This window comes from Bradyrhizobium vignae, assembly GCF_900324035.1.
Classification (GTDB): domain Bacteria; phylum Pseudomonadota; class Alphaproteobacteria; order Rhizobiales; family Xanthobacteraceae; genus Bradyrhizobium; species Bradyrhizobium vignae.
Window position 1 is genome coordinate 2,157,036 of record NZ_LS398110.1, and the last position, 16,232, is coordinate 2,173,267.

Genomic DNA, 16,232 nt, shown 5'->3' on the forward strand with positions numbered 1-16,232 from the left:
CGTGCGATCCCGTTTGCGCGCTGCCGTGAGGGAAATGGCGTGACCATCACAAATTCAACTCACCGAGCGAGTATCATGAAGGACAATTATAGAATTGCGGTCGTGCACGGCGACGGTATCGGACCCGAAGTGGCCGGTGCGGCGCTTTCGTTGCTGCAAGCCGGAGTTCAGGCCGGCACGCTCCAATTCGAGGAGTATCCGGCAGGCGCCACTCATTTTCTCGAGACGGGGGATTCGTTTCCGGCCAGCTCCTTTGAGGGCTGCCGCGCAGCCGACGCGATCCTCCACGGTGCGGCCGGTATTCCCGGTGTCGTCCATCCCGATGGGACGGAAGCGGGTCTCGATTTCACCTTGCAGCTTCGCTTTAAGCTGGACCTGTTCGCCAACGTGCGGCCCATCAAGCTGTACAAGGGGGTGCCGTCCCCGCTCGGGCGCCCGGGCGCGATCGATTACGTCATCGTCCGGGAGAACAGCGAAGGCCTCTATGCCGCGCGCGGCGCGGGCGCGCTGCTGAGGGAGGAAGTCGCCGTCGACACGCTGGTCCAGACCCGCAAGGGTATCGAGCGCATCGTCCGCTTCGCGTTCGAGCTTGCCAGGACCAGGAACGGTTCGCCGAAGGACGGACGGCGTCGCGTGACGTGCTGCGACAAGGCCAATGTGCTGCGGACGTATGCGTTCTTCCGCGCGGTCTTCGATGAGGTAGCCAAGGACTATCCCGATATCGAAGCCGAGCACGTCCTCGTTGATGCGATGACGGTTCATCTCGTCAACAAGCCGTCCCATTTCGACGTCATCGTCACCGAGAACATGTTCGGCGACATCATTTCCGATCTCGGCGCGGCGACGGTCGGCGGCATGGGCATGGCTCCGTCCGAAGAAGTGGGCGACGGGGTCGGCTTCTTCCAGGCTTCGCACGGCTCGGCTCCCGACATCGCGGGGAAGGGACTTGCGAATCCCTATGGAACGATCCTGGCGTCGATCCTGATGCTGCGGCGTCTGGATCAGCGCTATCGGGATAGCCGGCTGCGCCTTGGTGCCGACAGGATCGAGGCTGCGGTACGCACCGGCCTGGAGGACGCTTCGCTGAGGACGCGCGACATCGGCGGTCATGCGACCACCGATCAGGTCGTCGATGCGCTCATGAAGCTGCTCTAAAGTGCCATGAGATGAGGCTTGATCGCTGCAATCAGTGCCCGTTGAAGCTGCTGCCGCGCCCTCCGTCCTCATCCTGAAAGTCATTTCGCTTTAGAGCATGTCCCGGACTCGAAAGGTGCGAAGCGGCTTCTCCTCGCGACACACACGGAGCGTTTGCGCGGAGATCATGCTCAAACAAAAAGCGAGGGCATCAGCGAAGGTCAGCTAGGCTCGAACGGATCAATGCAATCAGTTGCTCGGTGTTCGGGCGTCGCACCTGTCCCCGCCCCGTGATCAAGCCGATTCGGCGAAGCTTGATTTGATCGGAGATCGGGACCACACGAAACCGCTGCACGCCGGCCTGCACCAGCGCGACCCTCGGCACGATCGCGATACCGAGGCCGGACGCTGCGAGGGCGAGCGCCGTCGTGGCCGCTTGGACTTCGAACTGCACATCGAGGCGGACGGCAAGCGTCTCCAGCGTCTCGTCGATCAACCCTCGGACTGCAGTCGTCTTCGACAGCAGGATGGCCGGCTTTTCGACGAGATCGGCGAAGCTGACGCTCGATTGCCCCTCGTCGAACACCGGCGGTACGCATGCAAAAAGCGGATCCTCGAGGATCGGCTCGAATTCGTAATCCGCCATGTCGGGGACCTCCGGGCCAATGCCGAACTCGACATCCTGACGTTTCAGCAGCTCAAGCATCGGCGTCGTGGAGAGCTCCATGAGCTGCACCTGGCTCCGCGGATGGCGGACCTTGAATGTGGCCAGGATGTTGGGAAGCCATCCGGACGCAAGCGTCGGAACGCAGGCCATTCGAATGTGGCGGCTGCGGGATTGCGCTGATTCCGTCAATAGGTCGAGCCCGGACTGCACTTCCTGAAGCGCGCGCTTCGCCTGCTCGAACAGGATCCGCCCCTCAGGCGTGAGCAGCACCTTCTGCGGCGTTCTGCGGAAAAGCAAAACGCCGATCTGCTCCTCCAGGTCGCGGATCTGCATGCTTATCGCAGACGGTGATCGGTTCGATTCCTCCGCCGCTTTCCGGAAGCTTTCGTGCTCGGCTGCGAGCAGGAAGGTATGGAGAAGCTTGAGATTGATGTTCGACAAGTCTTTTGCCTGGGTTCAACGATTATGCGCGCCTGATGCGGAGCAGATGAGGTCCATCTTTTGCTGGAACGTCATTCAGTCCACAATATCCTGCACCGATGGGGACGTATATCGCGCGCGAGAGCCGGCCGTCGCGCGATCAGACCGGAAGCGCAGTTGCAATGCAGCAAAGCTCCGCGGATCGTTATTCCGCAATCATCCGGAGCGGGAGGCGGACGGCAGTACTTTGCGCAAAGAGGCCGCTCTTGGGCACAATCTTCCGAACCAATGCGAAGCTCGATGAAGCTCGATAATGCCGTGACCGGTCTAGGGTCCGGACTCAATTGATCCACCAAGTAACGGCGGCGACCAAGAGGATGGCCGAGAGGAAGTTGTCGGCTCGCTTGTCGTAGCGGGTCGCAATCCGCCTGAAGTCCTTGAGGCGGCAAAACATGCGTTCGATGAGATTGCGTCCTTTGTAGGCCTTCACGTCGTACCGGTGCGGATGCTTGCGAGTTGGGTTGGGCGGAATTACTGCCTTTGTTCCGCGCTCGGCCAACCACTCACGCAGGCTATTGGCGTCATAGGCCCTGTCAGCAAGCAATCGTCGAGCAGGTGAGACGGCAGGCAGCAGATCGCGCGCCGCCGTGAGGTCATGGCAGTTGCCAGGCGTGATCACGAAGGCGATCGGACGTCCATAATCCTCGGTCAGCGCGTGGATTTTGGTGGTGCGTCCGCCTCGCGAGCGGCCGACCGCCTGCTGGAAGTCCCCCCTTTTGCGCCCGCCGCCGAGCGGTGGGCTTTGATGTGGGTCGCGTCGATGGACATTGTCCCGACCCGGCCGGTTGAGCCAGTCAAGGCGTAGAAAATATTGCCCCACACGCCTTGGCGGCTCCAGCGATTGAAGCGGTTATAGATGGTCGTGTAGGGGCCGTAATCTGCCGGGCAGTCTCGCCAGCGTGCGCCCGATCGCAGCATGTGGAGGATCCCGCTGATCACGCGTCGGTCATCCACGCGATGGGCGCCGCGCCGCCCACGTGGCAACAGCGGTTCAATCCGCTTCCACTCCGCCTCACTCAGCCAATATAGCTTTTGCCCCATCAAGCCCCCCTTCGACTCGGAGGTCTTGAATCACAACTCCGCCTCAGCGGGAATCCCTATTGAGTACAGACCCTAGCTCGGTTGCACGATGTTGGCACCGAACAGACGCCACGTTCGGAGCTCTTGCGCATTCCGTTGCTTCGGCTCGCTACTAGGCTGCCAGCCCTTCAATTGCCGCTCGCCTCATCCGCGGGATTGGATGAGATAGCCTTGGTTCGTTGGCGTGGAGAAGTCTCTGGTCGAGTTGTGCTGACATCTCAAGATTGATCCAAATCGGCTCAGCCGTGCTCATTGGCAGTCAGCTGTGCGCAACCGCCCTGGGCGGCAGAATATCGCCGATGTCCTTCTGCCGGATCTTTGGCGCATATGCCTGATACAACTGGTCGAGATAGGCTGCTACGTCGACGTCCAGCATTGACGGTTTTGAACCAATATCCCAAGTCGTCAAACGCACAATTACCGTCCGCCAGATGTTGGTCCATTCCGGATGATGGTCTCTTTGGTCAATAAAGCGCGCAGCGGTATTCATAAAATGGATCGCGTCGCGGAAGCTCTTGAATTCGAACTTTCGCACCAGCTCGGTCTTGTCTCCCTTTTCATCGGCGCGTGTCACGATTTGCCAAGTGGGCAGTCTTTCCGCCAGAACTTTGAGATTCTGTTCGTCTAGAGGACTTATCGTTAAAAGGGGGAACGGATACGCGACGTCTACAGAGGCAGGCTTTCTGCCGAGCAGAATGCCGACCTCGTTCACAAACTCGGCCATATCACGTTGCACCCCTTCGAGATCCATTGTCCGCGCCTGAATGTCGAGTAGCGGAGCAATCGAGGGCGGTAGAGCCTGCTTTGCTGGGAGGGTTGCCCCCTCTATCAAGACTGGAAGAATCTTCTTCTTGCTGCTCAGGCTGACCTCGATCTCCCGACGAACCCAATCGTCCTGGAGGTCGATCCGGCGGCGCCCGAACTCGTCCGCAATGGACAGCCAGGCTTTTCCGATGACGATCAAGACGAGAGAAGAATTGATCAGGCGTTGCTCGATCTGTTCAGCCCAGACATCGGCAGTCCGGATGTTCTGTGTATCGATAAAAACCGAATCTTGACCATAGGCAGCGCTCAATTGATTCGCGAGCCATTGTGAGAATATTGCGCTATCGAGTCTACGATAGCTGATGAAGATGTCGCACTTTGGAACCACGCTCGGCCCCCGTCAGTTGCTCCGCGGTAACTATACCACCTGCATACGCGCATTTCCATCTGGTTCATGTCCACATGGAGCCATTGGTGGCTGAGCGAGCTGACGCAGGCTGTTTCGCTCTCCGTCAACCCCTCCTCGCAAAAATATTCCACTTTACCGAAATTCGGATTTGTCGTATGTGTCGCCCATCCCGGCTCATTCTCGAGGGGCGATCATGAGGTCGTCATTGTCGCGAGCCGGGCTTGCGGTGGACGCAGCAGCGTCGGGCGCGAACAGCCAGGGGCAGGGCGGATTGCTCTCCGTGAGCCCCAAGGCATCGTGCGGACGAACGGCGCTGTCAGGTTGGTCTCGCCTGTAAGTTTCGCAGCTCCGTCGACAGGGCTGGGGAAAACTGCGGCGAAATGGCGAGCCGTGCGTACGGCAAAACCGTGTGGTCCTGGCCGTCGTTGCTACGGTCAAGCGCTTGCGGATGCGACAGTCGCGTCAACCGGCGCGGCTGCCGGTGAATTTCGTGAGCGCGAGGGAGGCCAGAAGGAATTCGGCTCCCGGGAGAGCGCGGCATAAGCCGTCCGACCATCGCGCAGGGAAGGCCGAGTGATTGGCTCCACCTGTATGCTGCTGTGCGGTCTTTTTGCGCGTGCTTTTCGCGCAGCAGACCGCGGGTGCGAGGTCAGCACCCGGCCTTCCCCATAGGCGTTAAGTTTGTTCTTGAGTGTTGGAATCACACGTGATTCCAAGGCGGGATGGCAGACGAATCGCTTCTGAACGAGGACTGGACGAGAGTGGTTACGCAGCTCGGCGGGGCTGCGCAGCTTGAAATAAGTGCGCGCCAGACGAAGGCTTTCGTGCGGCGGCGCCAAATTCCAGATGCGGTGGCGTTACTTCGGCTGATGCTGGCCTATTGTCTGGGTGAAAGAGGGTTGAGATCGACAGCCGCGTGGGCCGCTTCTGTTGGCTTGCCGACCTCAGCAGCGTGGCGTTGTTCTATCGCCTGCGTCAATGTGGCGATTGGTTTGCAGTGCTGGTGGAGGGCTTGCTCGCTGCGGCAGCCCCGAAAGCGAGCCGAGGCCGCCTGATCCGCATTATCGATGCGACGACAGTGCCTCAGGCAGGACCGGCTGCGCGCAGGAACAGTGAGCTTTGGCGCGTTCATAGTGCATTCGATCTGCCATATGAGCGCTTTGGTCACTTCGAGCTGACAGATCAGCAAGAAGGCGAAACGTTTGACCGGATACCGGTGGTCAAGAACGAGATCCGCATTGCTGACCGCGCTTATCTACAACCTGACCGCATCGCCGCTGTGCGCGACGCCGGGGCAGACGTTTTGATCCGAGCGGGCTGGAAGAACGCACGTTGGCTTAATGCCAAAGGCCTTGCGTTCGATCTGATGGCCCAATTGCGTGCGGCGAAGGCGCACGGACTGATCGATCGGAGGATTTGGATCAAACGCAAGGACGGTGCGCCTCTGGCTATGCGTCTGGTCGCAGTCAAGAAGCCCGCCGGTGCAGTCGCGGCTTCGCGCCGTAAAGCCCGGCGCGACGCACAAGACGAAAACCGCGTCATCTCCAAAGAAACTCTGGAAGCCGCGGATTGGGTCATTCTGGTCACGTCGCTCGCGCGGGACGAGTTCTCCACCAAGGATGTACTCGCGCTCTATCGACTGCGATGGCGCATCGAACTTGGCTTCAAGCGACTGAAGAGTCTGATTGGTCTCAAGACGCCACCTGGAACCGATCCGCGCTCCGCCAAGCCCTACTTGCTGGCACACCTCTTGATCATCCTGCTGCTCGAGCCGCTTGCCCGCGACTTCGAGGACTCTCCCCGCTGGACGCAGGCCGCCTGACGGCACCTGGCGCTTGGCGTGTTTTGCAACAACTCGTTGCATCCTTGCTACAAGCGATCATTCCACAACCAACCATCCGTTGCTTTCGCCGCAGAAAGCGAGCGCTTGGGCGGCACCTGCGCGAGCCTCCTCGAATACGTCCGTATCAATCGATGCTCGCGCTACCTTAACGCCTATGCGGTCTTCCCTGCGCCCTTGTGTCCCCGAAATCTGCCAGAATGTGGCAACGGGCGGTTGGATCAGAACCGCCCGTTGCCGGAACTGAGCCCGTTGCGCCCAAAGGCGACAGAGCCTGCTAAAGAGCAAGGGACAGCTCCGGTGTCTTCCTGAACCCGAACAGTTGCAAGGGCTGCGAGCCCGTACCAGGCAAGGAAGGGAGTGGATGATGACACAAGACGATCTGGTTGTCGTCGGCATCGATGTCGCTAAAGACAAGATTGATGCGTGCATTCGGACCGTAACGGAGCGGAAGACTTGCCCAACAACCGCGGCGGGGCGACGGAGCTTGATTGCATGGCTTCGCAAGCATCAGGTCGGCAAGGCAGTGATGGAGGCAAGCGGCGGCTACGAGCGGGTATGGGCCAAGGCGTTGCGCCAAGCAGGCTGGAAGTACGGATCGTCGATCCCAAACGGGTTCGCCACTTTGCGGAATCGGCGGGACGCCTTGCGAAAAATGACAAGATCGACGCGGAGATGATCTCCTGGTTCGCCGAGACATTCGGCGAGGCTCCCAGCCAAGTCGACAATCCCGCTCACGAGGAGATGAAGGCACTGGTGAAGGGACGCCAAGGCCTGCTTGACGTCAGGGCTCGCCTGGAAATGCAGAAGGAGCATGAGGCGCCGGCCCTTGTTCAGAAGGCTCGCGCGCGTCTTCTTAAGAAGCTGGCTGACGAAATCGCCGCGCTCGAGACCGCGATCGCGGCGACGATCAAGACAACGCCGGACTTTGCCAAACGCGCCGAGATCATCCAGAGCGTACCAGGCTTTGCTGAGGGGACCGCAATGGCGCTGCTTGGAGGACTACCGGAGCTGGGGCAGGTGAGCGACGAAGTTGCCGCCGCGTTGATGGGCGTTGCTCCTTATGACGACGATAGCGGCAAACGTCGAGGTGAACGCTGCATCAAGGGTGGCCGCCGCTGGGTGCGAAATGCCCTCTACATGCCCTGTGTCGGTGCCGCAACGCTGAACAATCCGGTGTTCAAGGCCTTCTACGAACGGCTGATTGCCAAGGGCAAGCCGCCAAAGGTCGCGATCGTCGCCTGTATGCGCAAGCTGATCATCATCCTCAACACCATGATCGCGCGCGGCGAGACGTGGGATCCGAAGAAATACAGGGTGGCCTGACGAGCGCGCCTATCTCGCGCTCGGACCTCGGCCGAGCGCATGCAAAGCCAACAGACCGGTGAGCGGACGGGGTCAAGGCCGTCAGCCGCCGCAGGCGGGGGCGCGCCAGCGCCAGCCTTGAGGCCGGCCGATCGCCGGGCTACTTCGCCACAGTTGCTCTTGGCTTAGAGGGTGGAGCGATCAAGCAAAGCTCGGGCGAATTGCGCCGCGAGAATGCGAAGGCTCGCCGTCCGCCTTGCCGTGGCGGCGTTCCCGTCGGCGGCGTGGGCGTGACCCCCCGATCAAGGGCCGGCCGGCGCGTGCGGATTGCCTTCAAAGAGAAAGGCGTAAATGCGCCCGTCGGCGCCCACATAGAGGCGGTCCTGCGTCGCGATCAACGTCTGGAAGCGTCGGAGGCCGCTCAAGGGCTCGCTGACAAAGATCGGTTCGCCCGTATCGCCGCGGAAGGCGTGGAGCCGGTTGTCGCCTTCGGCACCAAGCATCCACACGATCGGATTGGAATGGCCATCCGTGGTGGTCACAATGGGGGAGCCACGGCCGCGGAGCGCGCCGCACCAGGCCGTGGCCATCGCCGGCGGCGAGCCAGGCGTGATCTTCAAGACGGTCAGATCGTGACCTCGGCCAGGTTGCGGGCAACGCACTCCGGACGCCTGGAAGGCAACAAAGATGTCATCGCCGACGCGATAAGCCGCCGGCGAGGTGACGATCGACGACTGGGATACTGTCGCGGCAGCCAGCTGGCCGCCAACGCCGCCGAGACCAGTTCGATCGAGGAGATAAGCCTTGCCATCCTTCCCCAGCGCCAGAATCAGCGCGCGAGTACCGTCGGCGCCGGGAACGTCGAGAGGAATCGGATTGCTGCCGCCGAGATCCACATCGCCGGCATCGAGTGCCTTCCAATCCGATGGTGCAAAATAGTCCTTCTTGTCGTCACTGCGGCGCAAGTCGGGGCCAAGGTGGAACACGGCTTCGCCGTCGCTCCAGGTCTGCGCGCCGAGCGTATTTCCGGTCGCAAAGTAGATGTCGCGTCCGGAGACGCTCAGACCGCCTGGCGCCCAGATGCCGCCGCCTCGCGCACGCGTTTCGAAGCTGACGTGCTTGCCAGGTTCATGAAGGGAGATTCCGACCACCCAGCCGTGAAAGTTTCCGCAATCACCAAAATGGCCGCTAAAGGCGACATAGACAGTGCCGTCGAGCAACGTGAGTGCCGCGCGTTGGTTCTGAACGCTCGGATCGAAATGTCGTCCTGCCTTGTGCAGAAGGTCGGCCACATCGATCGGCCAGCCCGGGAGAACGCTGCCATCCCTCGTCGAAAGCGCGAACACCTCATGGCGCGGACCGTTTCCCCGCTCCACGGCAGCATCGAAATAGATGGCCTGGGCTGCCGCGTCGATTGCGGGCGTCCCGGTGATGCCGAGAGGGTCGATATTCCCGCACGGAAGCGACGAACGGCGCACGGGACGGCCGACCACGCGCCTCCACAATTCCTTACCGGTCGTTGCGTCGAAGGCCTGGACGACGTCATCCTCGGTGGCCACGAAGAGCATCCCGGTGCTCGCGTCAGGAGGACGCCAGTACAGCGGCTGAGCGTATATCGAGCCCGCGACACGGGCGTTGAAGGCGCGATCCAGCTGAACCGATCTGGCTTTCTCCCAGGAGAGCGCAGGAACGACGTACTGGCCGCTTCGGCTGTTGTCGCCATGATAGGTCAGAACGGAGCGCTCTTGGGCGCGGGCGGATGGCGGCAAGAGCGCAAGTGCAAATAGTCCCGCCATCAAGACAGGACGTGCAGTCATCGAAACAACGCGTCGGATATTCATGAGCGCCCAACAGCCACGTGCTGCTTCCGTTCCACCACCTGTGCGGAGCGAAAGGCGTTTCACTCTTGGGCTCATCTCACTCTTGTCATTCTTGGGCTCATCGAGCGCAGATTCAATCGCTCTTCGCGAGGACGTCGGCGACCTCGTACAGATGAGGATCGATATCGTCGGTGAGGCTTCCGAACTGACTCCAGGCTTTGCGAAACTCAGGTGACTGGTGCGCCGCCCGTAGAAGGTCACGGCTTTCCCATTGAATGTAGTTCACGATACGACGCCCATCGAGGCTGCGATGCAGGCTGACGGAAATGAATCCTGGCTGACGCTGCATGAAGCGAGCTCGCTCCCTCATGAGCGACAGCGCTTCGGCCTGCTTCTCCGGTTCGGCTTCGATGATGGTAATTTGCGTCACCGGCTGCCGGCCGATCTGGATCTGTGGCATGGCAATCTCCTTTCATGACACTATCGATCGATCTCCCCAAACACGATGTCCAGCGACCCGATGATCGCCGAGACGTCGGCGAGCAAGTGGCCGCGGCAGATTGGGTCCATCGCCTGCAGATGCGCGAACGAGGGGGCGCGGATCTTGCACCTGTAGGGTTGGTTGGTCCCATCGGAAACCAGATACACGCCGAACTCGCCCTTGGCGGGCTTGGGCCGCATCCGGCATGACCCGAGCGCCGGACGCCGCGCGAAGCTCATGTATGGCAGGCACCCGTCCCCTTGGACGTCTGCTGCGGAGCGCTGCAAGCCTGATCCGGTCCATTGGGGCGTCGGACCGGCAACGCGACCTGAGCCTTGGTCGTTCCTAAAGCTCCCGCAGCCTCCTCCGGCCCCTTGCGAGGAATTGTGTGGCCGCATCGTGTTCCAGCCGGAACTCAGGAACGCGTGCGTTTGCATTCCGTTGAGCAGGGTGCAGGGCAGACGGGTCGAGCACGATTGGCTGCGACATGGTTTCTGTTGCGACACAGGCGCGGAGGCGGAGGTTTCGGAAGACCCGCATCTGCTCGATTGCGAAGGCTCCGTGTTCGTCCTGATCGGCGCGCGCGTCGATCCCGAGCGCGCCTATGGGATCGATATCGAGACCGAACACGAGACGGCTCGCAATGCCGGCATCTTCCGCCAGCTCAAGATGTCGCCGCGCGAGCGTCCCATCGGCCCGCTGACAAGGGCGAATGGCAATAGGGCGGTACGTGGTCGGTTTTTCAGGTACTCCAACGAAGGAGATCGCACATGAACCGGACAGTCGAACTCCTGGCGCAAGGCCAGAGCTGCTGGATGGATGATCTCACCCGGCAAATGATCGATAGCGGCGATCTGGCACGACGGGTTGCCGAGGAAGGCCTGCGTGGCATCACCTCGAACCCCGCGATCTTCGAGAAGGCGGTCGCGGAAGGCGCGAATTACGACCAGGACATCGCTCGCGCTGCGATGGCGGGCCGGTCTCCGGTCGGCATCTACGAAGAGCTGATTACCACGGACGTCCGGAACGCCTGTGATATCCTGCGTCCGGTTTACGAGGAGACCGCAGGGGTCGACGGCTTCGTAAGCCTCGAAGTCTCGCCCCATCTCGCTCACGACACAGAGGCGTCGATCGAGGAGGCGCGGAGGCTATGGACACTGGTTGACCGGCCCAACCTGTTCATCAAGATTCCGGGCACTCCGGCAGGCGTTCCTGCCATCGAGCAGCTGCTGTTCGAAGGCATCAACATCAACATCACGCTGCTGTTCTCGATCGCGCGCTATGAAGCGGTGGCTGAGGCCTACCTGCGAGCGCTCGAACGGCGGCTCGAAGCCGGTCGGCCGATCGAGCGCATCGCCTCGGTCGCAAGCTTCTTTCTCAGTCGCATCGATGTGCTCGTCGATCGGCTTCTGGGACAACGCATCGTGCCCGATCGCCCACCTCCCGATCCTGATCCGCGCGCTCTCCTGGGCAAGATCGCGATCGCCAACGCCAAGCTTGCCTATCAGACATTCAGCCATATCGTGGCGAGCAATCGCTGGATGGCGCTCGCCGAGAAGGGCGCGCGGGTCCAGCGAATGCTATGGGCGAGCACCAGCACCAAGAATCCCGACTATCCGGACCTCATGTATGTCGAGCCATTGATCGGTCCGATGACCATCAATACGATGACGCGCAAGACGATCGCCGCGTTCCGCGACCACGGCACCGTAGAAGCCACAATCACGCACGGCGTGCAGAGCGCGCGGCGCATGATGGAAGATCTGGAGCGGCTCGGCGTGTCGCTAGATCTGGTCACGGCCCAGCTCGAGAACGACGCGGTCCAGAAGTTCATCGATCCGTTCGATTCGCTAATCAAGCAGTTCGCTGCCAAGGGTGAGCGCGCCGTGGCTTTCGGTGACGTGGACGATCTGCGGGCAGAGGCCCGGCGGCTGCGGCAATTGGTGATCCGCATGACGACGGAAGCGGGCTCGGGTCATCCCACCTCCTGCATGTCCTGCGCCGACATCGTGGCGGCGCTGTTCTTCCGCGAGATGCGCTGGGATCCGCACGATCCGGCCGCGCGCAACGTCGACACATTCGTTCTGTCGAAGGGCCATGCGGCGCCGATCCTGTGGGCGGTGCTGCACGAAGCCGGCGCCATCATCGAGGATCCGCTGTCGCTGCGGCGGATCGACAGCACGCTGGAAGGCCATCCGACCCCGCTCAACCCGTGGGTCAGGGTCGCGACCGGATCGCTCGGACAAGGGCTGGCAGCCGCCAACGGGCTCGCAGCGGCGAACCGCCTGGACCGCATCGACGCTCGCGTGTTCTGTCTGCTTGGCGATGGTGAATGCTCGGAAGGGTCGGTGTGGGAGGCCGCGCAGTTTGCTTCGCTCAATGGTCTTGCGAACGTGACGGCGATCGTCGACGTCAACGGTCTCGGCCAGAGCGAGGCGGCGCCCTATCACCACGACACCCGGGTGTTCGCGCGCCGGTTCGCGAGCTTCGGCTGGCGTACGATCGAGATCGATGGTCACGATATGACAGCGATCCTCGCGGCTCTGCGGGCTGCGCATGATGGCGGCCCGACCGCGATCATCGCGCGTACGATCAAAGGCAAGGGGGTCTCGTTCCTGGAAGGCGCTGATGGATGGCACGGCAAACCGCTCGATCGCGAACAGATGTCGCGGGCGCTCGAAGAATTGGGTGATGCGCCGCCTCCGCCGCCGCTCGAGGCGCATCGGGTCGGCCAGGTGGCAAGCCCGCAGCGCGTGACCGCGTCACGCTCCGCGCCCGCCTATCGGCTGGGCGACAAGGTGGCGACCCGCGAGGCGTTTGGACGCGCACTGGAGAGGCTCGGCGGTGAGGAACATGCGATGGTGGCGCTTGATGGCGACGTCAAGAACTCCACCGGAACAGAGGCGTTCGCGGCCCGATACCCGGAACGCTTCTTCGAGGGTTTCATCGCCGAGCAGAACATGCTCGGCGTCGCCCTCGGCCTCGCGGCGGCAGGCAAGATCCCATGTGCAGCGACGTTCGCCTGCTTCCTCACGCGCGCTTATGACTTCATCCGCATGGCGCAGTATTCACGGCCCGCCCATCTCGTGCTGTGCGGCAGCCATGCCGGCGTGTCGATCGGCGAGGACGGCCCATCGCAGATGGGCCTTGAGGACCTCGCCATGTTCCGTGCCCTGATCGAGAGTACGGTCTTGTATCCGGCAGACGCGGTCAGCGCCGAGCGGCTGACTGCAACGGCGGCGCGCACCAACGGCATCGTCTATATCCGGACCACGCGGCCGAAGACGCCGGTGATCTACTCCAATGCGGAGGAGTTTCCGATCGGCGGAGCCAAGGTGCTGCGCTCGTCGCTGCAAGACCGCCTCACTGTGGTCGCGGCCGGTATAACCGTACATGAGGCGTTGGCCGCTTCCGAGATGCTCGACGCACGTGGCATCTCGATCCGCGTGATCGACGCCTACTCGGTGAAACCCATCGATGTCGTCACGCTGTCCGCAGCCGCTCGCGATACCGAGGGGCTGATCGTCGTCGAGGACCACGCGATCGATGGTGGGCTGGGCGATGCCGTGTCGACCGCGGTCGGCTCGACCGCGCCGGTGCATCGGCTGGGGATTGCACGACTGCCGCGCTCCGGCACGAAAGACGAATTACTCGACAGGTACGGCATCTCACGTCGGTCGATCGAAGCGAAGGTCCTGCAGTTGGCTGCCTGACCACGCGTACCGAGCGCACTTGCTGCGATTGGAGCCAGTTCCTTGATGAGTCCCCCGCCATCCTGAAATCAGGGTCTGATCTGCGGTGTCTCGTGAACGGCAGTCTTGGTGTTCACAGTTGGCATTCCGTCCGACTGGAAGCCTCCACCGGCCATGTGCAACGTGTCCCCAATCAACCCAGCCGCGAAACCATGGTGTGCGAGTTGCATTCGCGGCAGGGTGCCCCACCGCCCCTTCTCCGGATCGTAGCTTTGAACGGCCCAGAACGCCTTTGCACCTTCCCAGTCCTGATATTCACCTCCCGCGACGTAAATTTTGCCGTCTGCTACAGCGCCTGCCATTCCGCTGCGCCGGATCGGTGCGCGTCCTTTGCCAATCCACTGGTCGCGCGCCGGATCATATTCCTCGACGACATTTGTGTCCTCGGCGACCGTGATCTGCGCTGAACCGATCCTGCCGCCAATCGCGTAGATCTTTCCTCCGGCCGCCGCTGCGAAGAGATGGTTGCGCGGCGTCGGCATCGACGCGCGAACGCTCCATTGGTCGGTGGAGGGATCGTACTGCTCGACCGTCCCGAGCACGCGTTGCGGGCTCCCGGGGGACAATGGCGCCGTTGGGGCATCGCGAACGTCAGCCTGAACTCCACCGATCAGGTAGATCTCGCCATTCAGTGCAACTGCCCAGCCTGCACCTCGCGGTGTCGGCATTGGGGCAAGCGGCGTCCAGGTGTCGGTTGCCGGATCGAAGACCCAACTGCTGTCGACGGGTTGCCAGCCGGATTCGTTCGTTGCCTCAGGTTCGCCCGCCGGATTTATGAAGCCGCCAAACACATATATTTTTCCGTCCAGCGCAGCCGTCATGACATGGTGGGCGGGTTGGGGCATTGCCCTCTTCTGGGCCCAGCTGCCGGCCTTTGTGTCGAAGACGTAGACGAGACCCAGCGGCCGATGGGTTCGCGTATCCAACCCCGCGAGCACATACCATTCGTCGCCTATGACGGTCCCCACGATTTCGCCGGCGGGTGCAGGGAGCGGGGAAGCCATCCGCCATTGAGCCTGCGCGTATACGTGGGAGACCGTACTCAGCGCTGCGATTGCGAGCAGCGAAGTCAAGCGCGCTCGAACTTTGCCCATCAGTTCCTCCGCCCAGTCATCATCCCATCGCGGCTCACAATCCAACTGTCCCGTCATTTCATGCGAGATCGCCAAGACCCTGCGCGATATCGAGGTCCCTACGATATGAAGGACCCTATGACCTCATGGGCCGATGAGCAGGCTCAGGCAGCAGGCGAGCTCTGGTTGTGCTGTTGACTCGGCCGCGCGATTCCATGCAGCGCTTTGGCAGTCCCTGCCGACTGGCGCACCAAATCGCTAAGCGACACGATCCCGACCAGGCGCTTGTTCCGGTCCATCACGGGCAATCGCCGCACCTGGATCTCACTCATGTTCGTGCAGACTTGAGATATGTCCTCGTCTTCGAAGCAGTATTTCACCTCCTGGCTCATCGCGTCACGGACCTTGCTGTTCGGCCCTTTGCCGTCCGCGATGCAGCGCACCGCAATATCGCGATCTGTGATCATGCCCACGAGTCGGTCACCGTCACGCACGGGCAATACACCACAATCGCATTCCTTCATCAGCTTTGCCGCGTCCTGGATCGTGTCGTTTGGGTTTACGAGTTTCGCGTCGCGGGTCATTACATCGCTGATCTTTTTCATGGTTGCCTCCTATGCCGCGCATTACTGGCAAGTCTCGCTAATGCGGGCTCTTCCGACTGCAATCTCAACAGATGCGGGGGGCGCGCGTTCCAAAGACGAAATTGGTGGCTCCTGAAGAGGAACCCTTCTCCGCGACTCGGAAGCAACGCCATGAGTGGGTTCAAGAGCTCTTCTATTTTCCCAAAGGGCTTCCGTTTCCAATGGCCGAATCCGATGGGTTGTCTGCACCGTATTGCGAAGGCCTGCGCCAAGGCCAAGCGCGCAGGAACTCTTGCCTGTGGTCGAAGATTGACTCTGCGGGCCAGCGTCGCCGCCGATGGCTGGCCTGCACGGCCCCGCCTCCAAGCCCCCCATACCCCCCAGGGTGGGGCCGTGCTCCCAAGCAGGAGGTGCCATTGTCCGAGCCGACCGAGCAAGAGATCAGAGAACGCGCGCACCGATTGTGGGAGCAGGCCGGCAAGCCCGAAGGCCGCGAGGAGGAGTTTTGGCACGCGGCTGAGCAAGAGCTGCGCAACGAGGACAAGTCGAACACGATGCGGACGCCGGATACGCTGTGACCGACAAGACGTGCCCATTCTGCCAGGGTCTCGGATGGGTCTGCGAAAACCATCCGCTCCGAGTCTGGAGTGAGAAGCTGGGCGGCTGCCGCTGCGGCGAAGGCATGCCCTGCATCTGCAACACGACCGAAGACCCTGAAGTGAGAGTGGTGATCGTGGAAGCAGACACGACGTGGCACTAGCGGCGCCGTCTCGAAGGTGCGATAGGTCGAGCCCTTGGGCAACCCATCATGCGTCCGCACTAGAAACATTCTGATGGGTTCG

The 16,232-nt window shown here is 61.7% G+C and carries 15 protein-coding genes; 7 read left to right on the forward strand and 8 right to left on the reverse strand.

Annotated elements, in window-relative coordinates; genetic code table 11:
- Positions 1-75 precede the first annotated feature (75 nt).
- On the forward strand, positions 76-1,155 hold the full coding sequence (locus tag BRAD3257_RS10550; RefSeq protein ID WP_122401768.1) for an isocitrate/isopropylmalate dehydrogenase family protein: 1,080 nt from the start codon (positions 76-78) through the stop codon (positions 1,153-1,155).
- 190 nt (positions 1,156-1,345) lie between these two features.
- Here the strand turns inward: BRAD3257_RS10550 and BRAD3257_RS10555 are convergent, their stop codons facing one another.
- From BRAD3257_RS10555 to BRAD3257_RS10565, 3 genes are all read right to left on the reverse strand, one after another.
- On the reverse strand, positions 1,346-2,242 hold the full coding sequence (locus BRAD3257_RS10555) for a LysR family transcriptional regulator (RefSeq protein WP_122401769.1): 897 nt from the start codon (positions 2,240-2,242) through the stop codon (positions 1,346-1,348).
- Positions 2,243-2,561: 319 nt separating this feature from the next.
- Positions 2,562-3,322, reverse strand: a protein-coding gene (locus tag BRAD3257_RS10560; protein ID WP_407120425.1) for an IS5 family transposase whose coding sequence is annotated in 2 segments (ribosomal slippage) — positions 2,562-2,986 and positions 2,986-3,322 — 762 coding nt in all. Because the reading frame shifts where the segments join, the coding sequence is not laid out codon by codon here.
- A 298-nt stretch (positions 3,323-3,620) separates the two neighbouring features.
- Positions 3,621-4,514: a 4a-hydroxytetrahydrobiopterin dehydratase gene (locus BRAD3257_RS10565; RefSeq protein WP_122401770.1), complete on the reverse strand. Its 894-nt coding sequence runs from the start codon at positions 4,512-4,514 to the stop codon at positions 3,621-3,623.
- A 937-nt stretch (positions 4,515-5,451) separates the two neighbouring features.
- Here BRAD3257_RS10565 and BRAD3257_RS10575 point away from each other — a divergent pair.
- The 3 genes from BRAD3257_RS10575 (at position 5,452) to BRAD3257_RS40935 (ending at position 7,701) form a co-directional block, all read left to right on the forward strand.
- Positions 5,452-6,357, forward strand: coding sequence for a transposase (locus BRAD3257_RS10575; protein WP_160118799.1), 906 nt, complete (start codon positions 5,452-5,454; stop codon positions 6,355-6,357).
- A gap of 385 nt (positions 6,358-6,742) precedes the next feature.
- Positions 6,743-7,054 carry an IS110 family transposase gene (locus BRAD3257_RS40930; RefSeq protein WP_244608009.1) on the forward strand — a complete coding sequence of 104 codons (312 nt, stop codon included), beginning with the start codon at positions 6,743-6,745 and terminating at the stop codon, positions 7,052-7,054.
- 305 nt (positions 7,055-7,359) lie between these two features.
- Positions 7,360-7,701: a transposase gene (locus BRAD3257_RS40935; RefSeq protein ID WP_244608010.1), complete on the forward strand. Its 342-nt coding sequence runs from the start codon at positions 7,360-7,362 to the stop codon at positions 7,699-7,701.
- Between the two features lie 281 nt (positions 7,702-7,982).
- On the opposite strand, the gene BRAD3257_RS10585 is transcribed toward BRAD3257_RS40935, so the two are convergent.
- The 3 genes from BRAD3257_RS10585 to BRAD3257_RS42210 are packed head-to-tail and all read right to left on the reverse strand — an operon-like array spanning position 7,983 to position 10,418.
- A complete protein-coding gene (locus BRAD3257_RS10585; RefSeq protein WP_160118800.1) occupies positions 7,983-9,584 on the reverse strand; it encodes an outer membrane protein assembly factor BamB family protein in 1,602 nt (533 codons plus the stop codon).
- Between the two features lie 49 nt (positions 9,585-9,633).
- Positions 9,634-9,960, reverse strand: a complete 327-nt coding sequence (locus BRAD3257_RS10590) for an antibiotic biosynthesis monooxygenase family protein (RefSeq protein ID WP_122401773.1) — start codon at positions 9,958-9,960, stop codon at positions 9,634-9,636.
- A gap of 20 nt (positions 9,961-9,980) precedes the next feature.
- Positions 9,981-10,418: an NADH-quinone oxidoreductase subunit D-related protein gene (locus BRAD3257_RS42210; RefSeq protein ID WP_376707303.1), complete on the reverse strand. Its 438-nt coding sequence runs from the start codon at positions 10,416-10,418 to the stop codon at positions 9,981-9,983.
- 124 nt (positions 10,419-10,542) lie between these two features.
- Here BRAD3257_RS42210 and BRAD3257_RS10600 point away from each other — a divergent pair, with 124 nt between their 5' ends.
- Together BRAD3257_RS10600 and BRAD3257_RS10605 are read left to right on the forward strand one after the other, a co-directional pair.
- Positions 10,543-10,755, forward strand: coding sequence for a hypothetical protein (locus BRAD3257_RS10600; protein WP_129146092.1), 213 nt, complete (start codon positions 10,543-10,545; stop codon positions 10,753-10,755).
- Positions 10,752-13,694: a transketolase gene (locus BRAD3257_RS10605; protein ID WP_122401775.1), complete on the forward strand. Its 2,943-nt coding sequence runs from the start codon at positions 10,752-10,754 to the stop codon at positions 13,692-13,694. Before BRAD3257_RS10600 ends, BRAD3257_RS10605 begins: the two co-directional genes overlap by 4 nt.
- A 68-nt stretch (positions 13,695-13,762) precedes the next feature.
- Here the strand turns inward: BRAD3257_RS10605 and BRAD3257_RS10610 are convergent, their stop codons facing one another.
- Positions 13,763-14,827: a Kelch repeat-containing protein gene (locus BRAD3257_RS10610; RefSeq protein ID WP_160118801.1), complete on the reverse strand. Its 1,065-nt coding sequence runs from the start codon at positions 14,825-14,827 to the stop codon at positions 13,763-13,765.
- A gap of 143 nt (positions 14,828-14,970) precedes the next feature.
- On the reverse strand, positions 14,971-15,411 hold the full coding sequence (locus BRAD3257_RS10615; protein WP_122401777.1) for a CBS domain-containing protein: 441 nt from the start codon (positions 15,409-15,411) through the stop codon (positions 14,971-14,973).
- 395 nt (positions 15,412-15,806) lie between these two features.
- Here BRAD3257_RS10615 and BRAD3257_RS10620 point away from each other — a divergent pair, with 395 nt between their 5' ends.
- A complete protein-coding gene (locus BRAD3257_RS10620; RefSeq protein ID WP_122401778.1) occupies positions 15,807-15,968 on the forward strand; it encodes a DUF2934 domain-containing protein in 162 nt (53 codons plus the stop codon).
- Positions 15,969-16,232: the final 264 nt, after the last annotated feature.